This is a genomic window from Burkholderia sp. BCC0419, assembly GCF_902830285.1.
In the GTDB taxonomy this organism is placed as follows: domain Bacteria; phylum Pseudomonadota; class Gammaproteobacteria; order Burkholderiales; family Burkholderiaceae; genus Burkholderia.
On the sequence record NZ_CADESR010000004.1, the window covers coordinates 45,125 to 59,258 of the forward strand.

Here is a 14,134-nt window from a genome sequence, read left to right on the forward strand (position 1 = left end):
TCGCGCACGGCAGCTACAATGCAAAACCGTTGCGCGTCGCGCAACGGCGGCTCCTGATTTCGCAACCAACATGATCGCGACACGAATCCTGCGCCGGCCGCGCGTACTGATCGTCGGCTGCGGCGACGTCGGCATGCGCTGCGTCGCGCAATGGCGTGACGCGCGCCGCAACCTGCGCATCCTCGCGCTGACGAGCCACCCGGCCCGCCGCGACGAACTGCGCGCCGCAGGCGCGACGCCGATCGTCGGCGACCTCGATCGCCCGGCGACGCTCGGCCGTCTCGCGGGCCTCGCCCGCACGATCCTGCATCTCGCGCCGCCGCCATCCGACGGCCGCGACGACCGGCGCACGCGTGCGCTGATCGCCGCAACGTCCATGCCTGCGCGTCGGCCGGCGGCACCGACGGCACCGGCGGTCGGCCGGCTCCGAACGCTGCGCAGCGCGGCGCGACAGGCCGGCGCGCCCGTTCGGGCAGCGCGTATTGTACCCGACGGTCTTCGCGCGCCGAGGCTGGTCTACGCCAGCACGACGGGCGTCTACGGCGACTGCGGCGGCGCGCGCATCGACGAAACGCACCCGCTGCGCCCCGCGAACCCGCGCGCATTCCGGCGCGTGTCGGCCGAGCGGCAACTGCGTGCGGCGACGGTGCGCGGCGTGCTGTCCGCGCGCATCGTGCGCATTCCCGGCATCTACGCGGCGAACCGCCTGCCGATCGCGCGGCTCGAGCGCGGCACGCCGGCGCTCGAGCCGGCCGACGACGTGTACACGAACCACATCCACGCGGACGATCTCGCGGCGATCCTGCGCCGTGCGGCCGAGCGCGGCAAGCCGGCGCGCGTTGTGCACGCGTCGGACGACACCGAACTGCGGATGGGAGAGTATTTCGACCGGGTCGCGCAGGTGCTCGGCCTGCCGAGGCCGCCGCGCGTCAGCCGCGCGGACGCGGAGCGCCTGCTGGAGCCGACGCTGCTGTCGTTCATGCGCGAGTCGCGGCGCCTGTCCAACGCACGGCTCAAGGCCGAATTGTGCGTGACGCTGCGCTATCCGACCGTAGACGATTTCCTTCAAACGCTCGCGCCGGGCAGTGCATCAGGTGAGCGCCGGTAACGCCTCGATCAGCAGGAAGCACAGCAGCGCACCGATCAGCGCGCCGATCAGGTTCGGATGATATTTGTGCTTCAGGTGCATCGTGGCCAGCAGGCCGCCGATCACGATCACACCGATGACCGCGAACGCGATCATCGCCGACGACAGTTCGAAAGAATGGTTGATGTTCATGATGTCTCCCCCTGCATCGCTGCTCTTGCAGCTTGTGATTTGAGTATAGCGGGGGAACCTGCGGCCGAGACGTGGCCGGACACCGAACGGTCGTGCGGATTTTCCCTTACAGGGTTTCGACGGGATTGCGCAGCGCGGCAAGGTCGGCTTCGTCGAGCCACCGCCATGCGCCGGGCGCGAGGTCGGCCGGCAGCGCGAAGCCGCCGATGCTTTCGCGGTGCAGCAATTCGACGCGGTTGCTCGCCGCCGCGACCATCCGCTTGACCTGGTGGTACTTGCCTTCGAGCACGGTCAGCGCGAGCGCGTGCGTGTCGCGGGCGTCGGCGGCGACGGCCGCGATCGGCTTCGGCTCGCCATGCAACTGCACGCCGGTGCGCAGCGCGTGCAGTTGCGCGTCGTCGAGCGGGTGGCGCACGGTCGCGACGTAGGTCTTCGGCACCTTGCGCTTCGGCGACGTGTACGCGTGCACGAACTGGCCGTCGTCGGACAGCAGCAGCAGGCCGGTCGTGTCCTGGTCGAGCCGGCCGACGCACTGCACGCCGCGCGCGACGAGCGGCGCGGGCAGCAGGCTGAACACGCTCGCATGGTGCTGCGGATCGCGCGAACACTCGTAGCCGGCCGGCTTGTTGAGCGCGAGATACGCGCGCGCATGGAACGGCCATGCCGTATCGTCGACCGTGAACACGAGGCCGTCGGTGTCGAAGGTGGCGTCCGGGTCGGTCGCGGCGGCGCCCGCGACGGCGACGCGGCCTGCTTCGATCAGGCCGCGGCACTGGCGGCGCGAGCCGAAGCCCTGGGTGTAGAGAATGCTTTCGAGATCCATAGCGCGCGCATTCTATCAAGCGGCGGCGCCTGACCGGCATGAACGCGCATGCGCTGGTAAGCTGCCGGAACGCTGCGCCGCGCGGCGCCCGTTCATTCTTCACGGAAAGTCCATGCCTTTCGATTCATTCCCGTTCGGCCGCCACGCTGCCGCCGTCATCGTCGCCGCGACCGTTTCGTCGGCCGCGTTCGCGCACGCGCATCTCGCGAACAGCGACCCGGCGGCGGGCGCGGCGGTGGCTACCGCACCGGCCGCCGTCACGATCGACTTCACCGAGCCGCTGGAGCCGGCATTCAGCTCGATCGTCGTCGTCGACGGCGACGGCAAGACGGTGTCGAACGACCGCGCGCGCATCGACGCGTCGAACCGCAAGCGGATGACGGTGCCGCTCGCGGCGCTCGGCACGGGCGCGTACACGGTGAAGTGGGTGGCCGTCGCGACCGACGGGCATCGCACGCAGGGCGCGTACGGCTTCAGCGTGAAGTGACGCAACGGCGGCGGCAGGCCCGTGCCAGGGTTGCCGCCCGCCTTTATCCGACAGGGAGTCTCCCGCATGAATCCGACGACGCTCGACGCACTCGCCGATTTCCCCCGTCAGCTCGAAGCGTATTTCGCGGCCGTGCCCGACGGCTATGCGCGCTGGACCCCCGACGACTGGGCCGGCATTCCGAGCGAGCATTTCTCGCCGCTCGGGCAGCTCTGCCACGTGCGCGACATCGAGATCGACGGCTATCACGTGCGGCTGCGGCGCATGCTCGACGAAGACCGGCCGCTGCTCGTCTCGATCGACGGCGACGCGCTCGCGACCGAGCGGCGCTACAACGACGCCTATGCGTCCGACGTGCTCACGGCGATTCGCGACGCGCGGCGCGAGACGCTGGAGCTGCTGTCGCGCCTCACGCCCGAACAGTTCGAGCGGACCGGCGAGTTCGACGGCTACGGTTCGCTGACCGTGCGCGGGCTCGTCCATTACCTGTGCAGCCACGATCAGCAGCATCTGGCTGGCATGCAGTGGCTGCTCGGCAAGATCGACGCGGCGCTGTACGCGCGCTGAGCTGGCCGGCGGCCGCGTAATCGACTGCAGAATCCGGCGCCGCCGTCGGTGCGGCAGGCCACCTTGCGTGGCTTCGATTGGATCGGTTTTCTGGATAATCCATCCAGCCGCAACCGGCTGACCGGCGCGTCGCGCATGCCTACACTCCTAGCTTCGTCCAACGAAACAAGGAGTCAACCGTGGCAACTCATACGCTCGCAGACAAGGTCGTCCTGATCGCAGGCGGCGCAAAGAATCTCGGCGGCCTGATCGCCCGGGACCTGGCGGGCCACGGCGCGAAGGCGGTGGCGATTCACTACAACAGCGCGGCGTCGCAGGCGCAGGCCGAGGAGACGGCCGCCGCGGTGCGCGCGGCCGGCGCGGAAGCCGCGACGTTCCAGGCAGACCTCACGACGGCCGCCGCGGTCGAGAAGCTGTTCGACGATGCGAAGCAGCGTTTCGGCAAGATCGACATCGCGATCAACACGGTCGGCAAGGTGCTGAAGAAGCCGTTCACCGAGATCAGCGAAGCCGAGTACGACGAGATGTTCGCGGTCAACAGCAAGTCGGCGTTCTTCTTCATCAAGGAAGCCGGGCGGCACCTCGAGGATCACGGCAAGCTCGTCACGCTGGTGACGTCGCTGCTCGGCGCGTTCACGCCGTTCTACGCGGCGTACGAAGGGTCGAAGGCGCCGGTCGAGCACTTCACGCGCGCGGCGTCGAAGGAATACGGCGCGCGCGGGATCTCGGTGACGGCCGTCGGGCCGGGGCCGATGGACACGCCGTTCTTCTATCCGGCCGAAGGCGCCGATGCGGTCGCGTACCACAAGACGGCCGCCGCGCTGTCGCCGTTCAGCAAGACCGGGCTGACCGACATCGAGGACGTCGTGCCGTTCATCCGCCATCTCGTGACCGACGGCTGGTGGATCACGGGGCAGACGATCCTGATCAACGGCGGCTATACGACCAAGTAACCGGGCCGCTTGCGGCCGCGCGGCGCACCGCACTGGCGCGTTTGCGTGGACAATGGACGGGCGCGCAGCCACGAGGCCGCGCGCCCGTTTTCTCTGTGTCGCCGAAGCCGGCCGCGATGCGCGGCAGCCGGCGCCGACCGTCGTTCGAACCCGGGTTTCCCGCCGATGGACAAGCTGGATCAGGTCAGGATCTTCCTGCAGGTTGCCGAGATGGGCAGCTTCATCAAGGCCGCGCATGCGCTCGACGTGCCGCGCGCGACCGTGTCGGCGGCCGTCCAGCAACTTGAGATGGCGCTCGGCACGCGCCTCTTGCACCGCACGACGCGCCAGGTGCAGCTGACCGCCGACGGCGCGCTGCTGCTCGAACGCGGCCGGCGCCTGCTCGCGGAGGCCGACGAACTCGACCGCCTGTTTCGGCGCCGCGACCGCGACGTGGTCGGGCGGCTGAACGTCGACGTGCCGAGCCGGATCGCGCGCCGCGTCGTGGCGCCCGCGCTGCCGTCGCTGTTTCGCCGCCACCCGAAGCTGCAACTGTCGCTCGGCTCGACGGACCGCACGATCGACCTCGTGCAGGAGGGCGTCGATTGCGCGATCCGCGTCGGGCGGCTAGCGGACAGCAGCCTTGTCGTGCGGCCGCTCGGGCAGTTCACGCTGATCAACTGCGCGAGCCCCGATTACCTGCGCGAATGCGGCGTGCCCGAGCATCCGGATGCGCTTGCGCACGGGCACTGGGCGATCGGCTATGCGTCGCCGACGACGGGGCGCGAGCTCGGCTGGGAATACTGCGCGGACGGGCAGCGGCACATGCTGACGCTGCCGAGCCGCGTGATCGTCAACAACGCCGAAACCTATATCGCCAGCTGTATCGCGGGAATGGGGCTGATCCAGATTCCGCGCTTCGACGTCGAGCATCTGCTGGCAAGCGGCGCACTCGTCGACGTGATGCCCGGCCACCGCGCCGAGCCGATGGACGTGGCGGCCGTGTATCCGCACCGCCGGCATCGATCGCGCAGGCTCAACGCGTTCATCGAGTGGTTCGGGGAGCTGATGGCGGATGCATTGAACGACGCGGGCGCGAGCGGCAGCGACGACTGACAAAGTCGCCACGACAGGCGCCACAACAGGCGTCGCGCCCGAACGCGGGGCATCGGCGGTTTGCTGGCCTGAACCGGTGGGCCGTCAGCGACATTTGATACGTGCCGCGACCGGCGCGCGCGTGGTCAGCCGGCTTGCGCGGCGAACTGCCGCGTGCGCCCGGTGGCCCGTACCGCGTCGATCAGCGCGGCGCCGGCGCCGTCGGGCTTCGACACGAATGCGTAAAAGCGTGCGGCCGGCAATGCCGGCAGGCCGTCGTGCGGCCCGCACTCGCGCAGGCCGTCGCGCAGTTGGCTGCGCGCGAGCGCCGTGACCGCGAAGCCGGCGAGCGCGGCCGACATGCAGCCGGCCATGCTCGCGCTTTCGAACAGCACGCGAAAGGGCCGCAGCGCGGCGGCGAGCGCGGACACCGCGGCTTGCCGATACACGCACGGTTCCGGAAACAGCGCGAGCGGCACGCCTTCTTCGGCGTCGAGCGCCGTATCGGCCGCGAATGCCCACACGAGCGGTTCCTCCCACAGCAGTTCGCCGGGCGTGTCGACCTGTTGGCACTGCTTGCCGAACACGACGTCGAGCCGGCCGAGCGTCTGCTCCCGCAGCAGCGACGCGGTGATGCCGACCTTCAGTTCGATCGATGTGCACGGATGGCTGTCGCGGAACGTGCGCAGCACCTGCGGCAGCCACGTGCCCGCGAAATCCTCCGACGCGCCGACCCGCAGCGGCCCGTGCGCCGGCGCGCCGCGCAGCCGCGCGCGTACCTCGCGCTCCATGTCGACGATGTTGCGCGCGTACGCGTACAGCGTGTCGCCGGCTGGCGTCAGCGCGATACGGCGTGTCGTGCGCGCGAGCAGCACGGTGCCGGCTGCCTGTTCGAGCCGCTTGATGTGACCGCTGACGGCGGACGGCGTCAGCGCGAGGCGTTCCGCGGCCGGCGCGAACCCGCGGCTGTCGACGACTTCGAGAAAGGTGCGCAGCAGCGCGATGTCGAGCGCGGTCGACGCGGGGTCGGTCGGCGGTTCCATGGATCGATTCAACGCAATATTTGAAGGATGAATCATGATACTCCGTGAATCGTGATGAAAGGCCGACCTACCATCGTAGGTTCACGCTGACCTGACGGAGTACCCGATGACGACCTATGCGCATGCGACGACCGCGTCGCTCGACATTGCCTATCTCGAATGGAACCCGTGCGGCGAACGCGTGGCCGTGCTGCTGCACGGCTGGCCGGACAGCCCGGTCGGCTGGGAGGCGGTGGCATCGGCGCTCGCTGCGGGCGGCTATCGCGTGCTGGCGCCGGCATTGCGCGGCTTCGCGCCGACCCGCTTTCGCGATGCGTCCGTGCCGCGCAGCGGCCAGCTCGCGGCGCTCGGGCGCGACCTGCTCGAGTTCGTCGACGTGCTCGGTATCGAGCGGCCCGTGCTGGTCGGGCACGACTGGGGCGCCCGCGCGGCCGCGAACGCGTGCGGGCTGCGCGACGGTGTCGCATCGCAGCTCGTGATGCTGTCGGTCGGGTACGGCACCAACGATCCCGCTCAGCCGCTGTCGCTGCAGCAGGCGCGCAACTACTGGTATCACTGGTTCATGGCGACGCCGCGCGGCGAGCAGGCGCTGCGCGACGACCGCCGTGCGTTTGCGCACCTGATGTGGGAGACGTGGTCGCCGCCGGGCTGGTATCGCGACAGCGATTTCGACGCGGCGGCCGTCGCGTTCGACGGACCCGACTGGATCGACGTCGTGCTGCATTCGTACCGGCAGCGCTGGGGCTTCGCGGCGGGTACGCCGGCCTATGCCGACGACGACGCGCGGCTGAACCCGGCGCCCGTGCTGACGGTGCCGACGCTCGTGCTGCATGGCGGTGCGGACTCCTGTAATCATCCGGACAGCTCGGCCGGGCGTGAACGGTTCTTCGCCGGGCGTTACGAGCGACAGGTGCTCGATGGAGTCGGGCACTTCCCGCAGCGCGAATCCCCAGCGGCGGTCGCGGACGCGATTCTCGGGTTCTGCGAGCGGGGTTGACCCGCGCCGGCCGGCCCGGCGCGGGAAGGATCAGCCGTCGACGCGCGGCGCGAGCAGGTCGGCGAGCCCGATATTCCTGAACATTTCGCGGCGGATGCGATCGCCGACGCGGAACACTTCCTCCGCGCCGTCCTGCGACGGATCGACGAACACGCGGTACGGGCGCTTGCCGTGCGGCGCGGCGACGATATCGACGATCGCCGTCGCGACCGCGCCGGCATCGGCGTCCGCGGGTTCGAGCGCGGCGCGGCCCTTCAGCGCCTGATCGGCGACGCCCGCGTACGGCCCGCTGTCGTAGGCAGCCTGCACGGCGGTATCGGCCGGCTTGCCCGCATGGAGGAAGTGATTCGTGCCTCGGGTGAACGCGCCCGGTACGACGATCGACGTTTCGATGCCCCAGCGGGCGAGTTCGGCAGCGTAGGACACCGCGAGCGAATCCATCGCGGCTTTCGCGGCGAAGTAGGGCGCCAGGAACGGCGGGGTGCCGCCGCGCGCCGACGAGGACGAAACCCACACGAGCAGGCCGCGGCCCTGGCCGCGCAGGTGCGGCAGCGCCGCGCGGTTCACGCGCTGGGTCGACACGACGTTGATGTCGTAGAGCTGCGCCAACTGCTCGGGCGTGAACGCTTCGGCCGGCCCGAACACCATGTGGCCGGCGTTGTGGATCACGACGTCGAGGCGGCCGTGGTCGGCGATCACGCGCTCGATTGCGGCATCGACCGATACGTCGTCGCCGACGTCGAGTTCGAGGCTGCGCAGGTCGACGCCGTGTTCTTGCGCATAGGCGGCGACGGCGGCGACGCGCGGCGCATTGCGCCCGGCGCTCTCACGCATCGATGCATAGACCGTGTGACCGGCGCGGGCGAGCGCCTGGGCCGTCAGCAAGCCGAAGCCGCTGGACGCGCCGGTGACGAGGACGACTTCCTTCATGAGCGATCTCCTGGCGGAAAGATGAGGTGGCGGCGAGCGGTCCGTCAGCACATGCCGCCGTTGGCGCGCAGGATCTGGCCGTTGATCCACGCGCCGTCCGGGCCCGCGAGGAACGCGACGACGCGCGCGATGTCGTCGGGCTGGCCGAGCCGCTCGAGCGGGTTCAGCTTCGCGAGCCGATCGACGAGTTCGGGGCTCTTGCCCTGCAGGAACAACTCGGTCGCGACCGGTCCCGGCGCGACGGCATTCACGCGGACGCCGCGCCCGCGCATTTCCTGCGCGAGCACCTGCGTGAGGCTTTCGACCGCCGCCTTGCTGGCGACGTACACGCCGTAAGTCGGCATGCGCATGCCGATCACGCTGGTCGACAGGTTGATGATGCGTCCGCCGTCGCGCACCCGCCTTGCCGCTTCGCGGCATACGTTGAACGTGCCTTTCACGTTGATGGCGATCGTTTCGTCGAAGAGCGCATCGTCGCAGTCGGCGATGGTCGCCAGCTTCATCACGCCCGCGGAATTGACCACCACGTCGATGCCGCCGAATGCATCGCGGGCGGCGTCGAACAGCGCGGCCACGGCTGCCGGGTCGGCGACGTTCGCCTGCACCGCGACGGCATGGCCGCCGTCGGCGACGATCGCGTCGACCACTTCGCGGGCCGGGCCGGCGCTCCCGGCATAGTTGACGACGACCCGGAAGCCGTCCCGGGCGAGCTGGCGGGCGATTTCCGCGCCGATGCCGCGCGACGAACCCGTGACGAGGGCGACCTGTTCCGATGTGCTCATGTCCTGCTCCTTGGTTCGTGAGTGCCGGTTGATCCGGCGACAGGACAAATGTAGGCTTCTGCGATCGATAAAAATAATGAATAATGATCAGTTAATGAATGACTGAAAGTATGTCTCATGGGATTCGACAGCAGGCTCCTCAGCGGTATCGGGGTGCTCTCCGCGGTGATCGAGGCCGGCACCTTCGCGCGCGCGGGGGAGGCGATGGGGCTGACGCAGCCGGCGGTGAGCCGCGCCGTCGCCCGGCTGGAAGAGCGGGTCGGCATCCGGATCTTCAACCGGACGGCGCGCGCGATCACGTTGACCGACGAAGGGCGGCGCTTTTACGAGACGGTCGCGCCGCTGCTGGCCGGCATCGAGGAGGCGGCGCTCGACGCCGGTCAGTCGAAGGCGCGCGTGAGGGGGCGGCTGCGGGTCAACGTGGACGGCACGTTCGGTCACTACGTGCTGGCGCCGCGGATGGCGGAATTTCTCGACCGCTTTCCCGACCTGTCGGTCGAAATCAGCGTGCGGGACCGGATGGGCGACCTCGTCGCCGACGGCTTCGACGTGGCAGTGCGCTTCGGCATCCCCGAGCCGTCGTCATATCGTGCGCGACTGCTGCTCGAGACGCGCGTGCTGACCTGCGCGTCGCCGGCCTACGTCGCGCGTCATGGCGAACCGCGGCACCCTCGGGATCTCGCGGACGGTCACCGGTGCGTGCTGATCCGCGACCCGGTAACGGGGCGGCCGTACGAGTGGGAATTTCATCGGGGCAAGGAAGTGGTGCCGTTCGATGCCGGTGGACAATTGATGGTCAACGATACGGGCGGTCTGCTCGGCGCGTGCCTGGGCGGCGCCGGTATCGCGCAATTGCTGGAACTCTACGCGCGGGACATCGTTGCCGACGGGAAGCTGGTCCTGCTGCTGCCGGAGTGGACGGACGAGACATTTCCGCTCTACGCGTATCACCACGCGTCCAATCTCGTTGCCGCGAAGGTGCGCGTGTTTCTCGACTTCGTCCGCGAACTGATGGCCTGAGTCTGCTGGGAGAGAAGGGCGACCGTCGGGTCATTCGGTGCGATGGGGAATGTTGTCCGGGAACGGATAGGGCGCATGCGGCCCCGGCCAGTCGGGGACGGGCGGCGCGCTCAGCACGTCGCATCCACCGAGCATGAAACCCAGCACTGCCGCGAGCACGCCGCGGCCCACCCGGTATGAAATCGTGCGCATCGATATGGGCGGCCTCCGTGCTCGGCATCCATGATGCTTGGACTGCCGGACGGGGCACCTGTTGCGGCGAACGCGACGCAAAACAAAAAACCCGCGAAGCGGCGAGCTTGCGCGGGTTTCGACAGTTGCAGCGCATGACGCTGCGAAATACTGGTGCCAGGGCCGGAATGAAATTATTCGCTGTAAGGCCCGTGCTGTAAGGGGATTGCTTGGAGGGTGTCGTGGAGTTGCCCCCGGAGTTGCCCCCGCGCTGCCGGCGCAGCCACTATACGAAGAGATCAAGGTCCATTCTTGCCTCGCCAGACGCGAAATTTTCTGGAGAGTTGGAGATAACGGCTCAACTCGGCCTATCTGCCTTATCTGGCGGGGCTTTGGTCATCTCCAAGTGTATCTCCAACACACCTATTTTTCTGGAGATAAGTTTGGAGATAAGCGTCGAATGCGTCGAGCCACGTCGACCAGCTCGGGAATTGGCCCGCCGTCTGGGACGCTGCGCGCAAAGAATCTCCGGTGCCGCCACTCCTCCGCGAGCAGAAACAGAAACGGGCCTTGCGGCCCTTGAAAAGTGAATTGGGTAGGAGATGCGTTACGCCGCGTCGCGTACCCGCATGATTGTCTGGCGGCTCGTGCCGAATTGTCGGGCGAGCGCGGCCACGCTCGCCCCCGCATCCAGCTCGCGCAGCACCTCCGCCCGCTGTTGGTCCGACAGGGCGGACGGCCGTCCCATCGTCTTGCCTTCTGCCTTAGCGCGAGCGATGCCGGCATGCGTTCGTTCGATCAGCAGATCGCGTTCGAACTCGGCCACCGCGTTCAACACCTGCATCGTCATCCGGCCGGCCGCACTCGTCAGATCGACGCCGCCCAAGGCGAGACAATGAACCCGGATACCGCGTTCGGCCAAACCCTCGACCGTGGCCCGCACGTCCATTGCATTGCGGCCGAGCCGATCGAGTTTCGTCACGATCAGCACATCGCCTTCTTCCATCCGGTCAAGTAACTTTGCGAAGCCCGGCCGCTGATCGGCGCTCACGCTCCCTGAGATGCTTTCCGATACGACGCGGCGCTTGTCGACGGAGAAGCCGGCCGCCTCAATCTCGCGTAACTGGTTCGCGGTGGTCTGGTCGGACGTGCTGACGCGGGCATAAGCGAAGGTTCGGGACATATCGGGCGCTCAATCTGTACGAAATAGATGTCCGAATATAGATGCCTGTCCAAAATACTTCAACCCTTATTTTTGGACAGGGCGGAAAGGGGTTGTCCGAAAGGGATCGGTTTCGGACACGCAAATCGCATTGCGGGCACGATCGCCAAAGCGATACGGCGCAACTTCGGCGGTACGTCACTGTGAACGCTCCCCGCTTTGATTTGCTTCAATCGCGCCCCCTGTTTCATCGGACGAATCGATCTGTACGTCGACAGGAGCGCATGCTAGAGTCAACGTGCTACCAAAACAGCGGTAGTACGAGCTTGGCAGCTCGATAACCCTGTAACCCGCACGCCTGCTTCGGCAGGCCGTGCGTCTGCTTCTGCACGTCCTTTTTCCATGGGCGGGCCGTGGCGGGGAGGCCTTCGGGCCTGCCGGTTAGTGGTTACAGGGCCGGTCTGCCAACCTCGTTATCGTGCCCGCCCACCCCATTCCTCCATTGCGGTTGGCGCGGGCTTATCCCCAACAAGAGGGCGGGCCAAACGTGACACCTGAAGACAACTTTCCTACCGCGCCCAACGCGCGCGACCCCATGCTTCCCCGCGACATCGCGGTACTCGAAAGCGCGGTGCAGTCCGCTCTGGAGTCGTTCCAGCACGTCGCGACACACTACTCCCGATTGACCGCAATCGCTCGCTTCGCGCTACACGTCGAAATGGGCGACGAGGATCGACGCTATGTGTTGCAAGCGATACGCGAACTAACCGAGCTGGGAGAAGAAGACTTGCAGCGGCGACACGACTCGCTGCGCTTGACAGCTTCGCGATACTGGCTGGCCCGGTACGGCGGCGACGCGAAACGTTCGGCGCGGCACTGAATCTTCGACACCGGGCGGGGGCGACTGCGATTTGATGTCGCCTCCACTTCACACCTTTATCCGGTTGTGATCAGACCGGCTTACGCTCAGATCAGGGGCTGCGTGCCGGACGTCGCTGCGCCTCGCGTCAGTTCCTGGCCGGTCTGCGCCGAACGGACCACCAGTTGGACATAACTGTTCGTCGGCCCGTACGGCGTGAAGAACCGTTCGAGCAGCTTCGTGAACACGACCAAGCTGACTTCGCGCAGCGCGGTCTCGTCAAGCGACAACATGATTTCGATGCCGCGCACGAACGACGGGAACTGATTATCCAGCGACATCCATTTCATTGCCGGCTTGTAGTCCAGATCGGTAATCGCGTCGATGCAGCGCTGTGCGAGCGGCGTCGTGCGTACCGCGTGGAGCCGCAGGAATGCTTTGAGCCCCGGCAGCCCTTCCCGCGTCAGGTCCAACGGATGCGGTGATAACGTCGACAGCACCCGCCACAACGCGCCGTGGCCGCGCGGTAGCTCGGCCGTCAATGTCGGTCGAGTGATCAACTGAATCGGACAATCCAGCGCCTTGCTTTCGAGCAGCAAGTCACCCACCGAACTGCCGATCGACAAGCGCGCCGGCAAGTCGCGATTTGTCACCGTCGTCATCACATCGATTTGCGGCAGCTTCGGTTGGGCCGACTTTCCGTCCAGTCCGATCAGCGACAGCATCGTGGTTTGACGACCGGGTGCGCCCGCATCTCGATCACGAAATGCGACCCAGTAGACCGTCGCCGAATCAGGGAGTGGATCGTGACCCAGCGCTTGATAGGGTCGCACCAGGGTTCTAGGCCGATCACTGTCGAGCGACACGTCCTCGTCTTTGTCCTTCTTCTTGGACAGTTCGCCCAGATAGACCGCGTCGATCGAATACACGCCGAGCGCTGAATGCTTCGTCAGTCGCACGGGTTCAACGGGATAGGCGTCCTGCCCCTTCAACACGATGGGTTGTGCCGGCTGTGAGAACAGATTCACAACCGGCGTGCAGAACAATTTGAACGTCGTTGCGTCGAGTGACGCGAGCACCTGCGCGGCGATCGAGTCGGCGGGCGTATCGCGCAGTACGACATGCAGAGTGAGTTCTCGCGCGTCAGGGGCGCTTGCTGCACGCTGCATGCGTCCCATGTCGAGATCGACGAAATCGAACAGCTCGGGAAACGCGAAGTATTCCAGCAAGTAGCGGTAGGTGCTTGAGGTTCGGCTGGTGGTTCGGCTGCCCGGCAGCAGGCGATCGTCATCAGCAAAACCGACCAGTTCAAACGGCACCTTCGATATGGCCCGCCAGCGCCCACATTGATCGACCTCAACATACGCGCCGGCTGCATGCAGCAGCAAAGCATCCAGCAGCGACGAGACTAACGGCCGCTCGCCAGAAAGGTAGACACGTATGGGGCCATTAGTAATGGCCGCCGTGATCGGGCCGGCGGCCGACGTGAAACTGATCGACAGCACGCCGGTTGCGTCGGCGGGCAATCTCACGGCCGATGGTGCCAGCGTCGTCGGTGTATACCGTGCGGACCGGATTTGCAACGGCGAGATGGTCACGTCGTAGGCCGACCGGAATCGCACCGGGGCTGTGCGTGCATTCAACTCCACGCCACGCCGTACGACGATCGGCTCTGTCAGTTGACCGACGATCGCCCGTGGCTCGAATCGAGCGATCGCGCACGATGGCACGGTTCGCAGATAGTGCGGGTGGACGACTTCGAGCAACGCTTCGGTGAACTCGGGATAATCGTCGGCCAGCTTGGAATCGAGGTGGGCGGCAAGAAACGAAAAGGTCTGAATCAGGCGCGTCACATGCGGATCGTCGCTTCGGCCGCTCTGGATGCCGAGCCGGGCGGCGATCTTCGGATAGCGGATCGCGAAATCGCTCAGCGCTCGCGCGAACAATCCAAGTTCGTATTCGTAATGCGACAGCAGGTGATCCATTC

General features: G+C 67.0%; 16 protein-coding genes. 8 read left to right on the forward strand and 8 right to left on the reverse strand.

All coding sequences use genetic code 11. From position 1 onward, the window contains the following. Window positions 1-70: 70 nt before the first annotated feature. Window positions 71-1,108 (forward strand): NAD-dependent epimerase/dehydratase family protein, encoded by a 1,038-nt coding sequence (locus HWW87_RS22095; RefSeq protein WP_175822146.1) that lies wholly within the window; start codon window positions 71-73, stop codon window positions 1,106-1,108. Here HWW87_RS22095 and HWW87_RS22100 read toward each other — a convergent pair. Further along, window positions 1,091-1,279, reverse strand: coding sequence for a hypothetical protein (locus HWW87_RS22100; protein WP_175822147.1), 189 nt, complete (start codon window positions 1,277-1,279; stop codon window positions 1,091-1,093). The genes HWW87_RS22095 and HWW87_RS22100 overlap by 18 nt on opposite strands. A 106-nt stretch (window positions 1,280-1,385) precedes the next feature. Beyond that, window positions 1,386-2,102 carry a 16S rRNA pseudouridine(516) synthase gene (locus HWW87_RS22105; RefSeq protein ID WP_175822148.1) on the reverse strand — a complete coding sequence of 239 codons (717 nt, stop codon included), beginning with the start codon at window positions 2,100-2,102 and terminating at the stop codon, window positions 1,386-1,388. 112 nt (window positions 2,103-2,214) lie between these two features. Here HWW87_RS22105 and copC point away from each other — a divergent pair, with 112 nt between their 5' ends. From copC to HWW87_RS22125, 4 genes are all read left to right on the forward strand, one after another. Beyond that, complete coding sequence (gene copC, locus HWW87_RS22110; RefSeq protein ID WP_175822149.1) at window positions 2,215-2,589, forward strand: copper homeostasis periplasmic binding protein CopC; 375 nt, start codon at window positions 2,215-2,217, stop codon at window positions 2,587-2,589. A 66-nt stretch (window positions 2,590-2,655) separates the two neighbouring features. Continuing rightward, window positions 2,656-3,156 (forward strand): DinB family protein, encoded by a 501-nt coding sequence (locus HWW87_RS22115; protein WP_175822150.1) that lies wholly within the window; start codon window positions 2,656-2,658, stop codon window positions 3,154-3,156. A 179-nt stretch (window positions 3,157-3,335) separates the two neighbouring features. Then, complete coding sequence (locus HWW87_RS22120; protein WP_006478064.1) at window positions 3,336-4,109, forward strand: SDR family oxidoreductase; 774 nt, start codon at window positions 3,336-3,338, stop codon at window positions 4,107-4,109. Window positions 4,110-4,274: 165 nt separating this feature from the next. Further along, complete coding sequence (locus tag HWW87_RS22125; RefSeq protein ID WP_175822151.1) at window positions 4,275-5,204, forward strand: LysR family transcriptional regulator; 930 nt, start codon at window positions 4,275-4,277, stop codon at window positions 5,202-5,204. Between the two features lie 125 nt (window positions 5,205-5,329). On the opposite strand, the gene HWW87_RS22130 is transcribed toward HWW87_RS22125, so the two are convergent. Further along, window positions 5,330-6,226, reverse strand: a complete 897-nt coding sequence (locus tag HWW87_RS22130) for a LysR family transcriptional regulator (protein ID WP_175822152.1) — start codon at window positions 6,224-6,226, stop codon at window positions 5,330-5,332. Between the two features lie 106 nt (window positions 6,227-6,332). Between HWW87_RS22130 and HWW87_RS22135 the strand changes: the two genes are divergently transcribed. After that, window positions 6,333-7,223 (forward strand): alpha/beta hydrolase, encoded by an 891-nt coding sequence (locus HWW87_RS22135; RefSeq protein ID WP_175822153.1) that lies wholly within the window; start codon window positions 6,333-6,335, stop codon window positions 7,221-7,223. A gap of 30 nt (window positions 7,224-7,253) precedes the next feature. On the opposite strand, the gene HWW87_RS22140 is transcribed toward HWW87_RS22135, so the two are convergent. Together HWW87_RS22140 and HWW87_RS22145 are read right to left on the reverse strand one after the other, a co-directional pair. After that, on the reverse strand, window positions 7,254-8,153 hold the full coding sequence (locus tag HWW87_RS22140) for an SDR family oxidoreductase (RefSeq protein ID WP_175822154.1): 900 nt from the start codon (window positions 8,151-8,153) through the stop codon (window positions 7,254-7,256). A 44-nt stretch (window positions 8,154-8,197) separates the two neighbouring features. After that, a complete protein-coding gene (locus HWW87_RS22145) occupies window positions 8,198-8,935 on the reverse strand; it encodes an SDR family oxidoreductase (RefSeq protein WP_175822155.1) in 738 nt (245 codons plus the stop codon). Window positions 8,936-9,052: 117 nt separating this feature from the next. Between HWW87_RS22145 and HWW87_RS22150 the strand changes: the two genes are divergently transcribed. Next, the gene (locus tag HWW87_RS22150; RefSeq protein ID WP_175822156.1) at window positions 9,053-9,955 is read left to right on the forward strand and encodes a LysR family transcriptional regulator; all 903 of its coding nucleotides are present in this window, start codon (window positions 9,053-9,055) and stop codon (window positions 9,953-9,955) included. 30 nt (window positions 9,956-9,985) lie between these two features. Here HWW87_RS22150 and HWW87_RS22155 read toward each other — a convergent pair whose 3' ends face one another. Both HWW87_RS22155 and HWW87_RS22160 read right to left on the reverse strand, forming a co-directional pair. Further along, window positions 9,986-10,147, reverse strand: coding sequence for a hypothetical protein (locus tag HWW87_RS22155; RefSeq protein WP_175822126.1), 162 nt, complete (start codon window positions 10,145-10,147; stop codon window positions 9,986-9,988). A gap of 586 nt (window positions 10,148-10,733) precedes the next feature. Next, window positions 10,734-11,309, reverse strand: coding sequence for a recombinase family protein (locus tag HWW87_RS22160; RefSeq protein ID WP_089468220.1), 576 nt, complete (start codon window positions 11,307-11,309; stop codon window positions 10,734-10,736). Between the two features lie 526 nt (window positions 11,310-11,835). Here HWW87_RS22160 and HWW87_RS22165 point away from each other — a divergent pair. After that, complete coding sequence (locus HWW87_RS22165; protein WP_175822157.1) at window positions 11,836-12,168, forward strand: hypothetical protein; 333 nt, start codon at window positions 11,836-11,838, stop codon at window positions 12,166-12,168. 86 nt (window positions 12,169-12,254) lie between these two features. On the opposite strand, the gene tssF is transcribed toward HWW87_RS22165, so the two are convergent. Further along, on the reverse strand, window positions 12,255-14,132 hold the full coding sequence (gene tssF / locus HWW87_RS22170; RefSeq protein ID WP_175822158.1) for a type VI secretion system baseplate subunit TssF: 1,878 nt from the start codon (window positions 14,130-14,132) through the stop codon (window positions 12,255-12,257). Window positions 14,133-14,134 lie beyond the last annotated feature (2 nt).

Excerpts from the sequence above, each read along its gene's own strand:
- HWW87_RS22095 (WP_175822146.1), top strand. The coding sequence starts at position 71 with ATGATCGCGACACGAATCCTGCGCCGGCCGCGCGTACTGATCGTCGGC.
- HWW87_RS22100 (WP_175822147.1), bottom strand. The coding sequence starts at position 1,279 with ATGAACATCAACCATTCTTTCGAACTGTCGTCGGCGATGATCGCGTTC.
- HWW87_RS22105 (WP_175822148.1), bottom strand. The coding sequence starts at position 2,102 with ATGGATCTCGAAAGCATTCTCTACACCCAGGGCTTCGGCTCGCGCCGC.
- copC (WP_175822149.1), top strand. The coding sequence starts at position 2,215 with ATGCCTTTCGATTCATTCCCGTTCGGCCGCCACGCTGCCGCCGTCATC.
- HWW87_RS22115 (WP_175822150.1), top strand. The coding sequence starts at position 2,656 with ATGAATCCGACGACGCTCGACGCACTCGCCGATTTCCCCCGTCAGCTC.
- HWW87_RS22125 (WP_175822151.1), top strand. The coding sequence starts at position 4,275 with ATGGACAAGCTGGATCAGGTCAGGATCTTCCTGCAGGTTGCCGAGATG.
- HWW87_RS22130 (WP_175822152.1), bottom strand. The coding sequence starts at position 6,226 with ATGGAACCGCCGACCGACCCCGCGTCGACCGCGCTCGACATCGCGCTG.
- HWW87_RS22135 (WP_175822153.1), top strand. The coding sequence starts at position 6,333 with ATGACGACCTATGCGCATGCGACGACCGCGTCGCTCGACATTGCCTAT.
- HWW87_RS22140 (WP_175822154.1), bottom strand. The coding sequence starts at position 8,153 with ATGAAGGAAGTCGTCCTCGTCACCGGCGCGTCCAGCGGCTTCGGCTTG.
- HWW87_RS22145 (WP_175822155.1), bottom strand. The coding sequence starts at position 8,935 with ATGAGCACATCGGAACAGGTCGCCCTCGTCACGGGTTCGTCGCGCGGC.
- HWW87_RS22150 (WP_175822156.1), top strand. The coding sequence starts at position 9,053 with ATGGGATTCGACAGCAGGCTCCTCAGCGGTATCGGGGTGCTCTCCGCG.
- HWW87_RS22155 (WP_175822126.1), bottom strand. The coding sequence starts at position 10,147 with ATGCGCACGATTTCATACCGGGTGGGCCGCGGCGTGCTCGCGGCAGTG.
- HWW87_RS22160 (WP_089468220.1), bottom strand. The coding sequence starts at position 11,309 with ATGTCCCGAACCTTCGCTTATGCCCGCGTCAGCACGTCCGACCAGACC.
- tssF (WP_175822158.1), bottom strand. The coding sequence starts at position 14,132 with ATGGATCACCTGCTGTCGCATTACGAATACGAACTTGGATTGTTCGCG.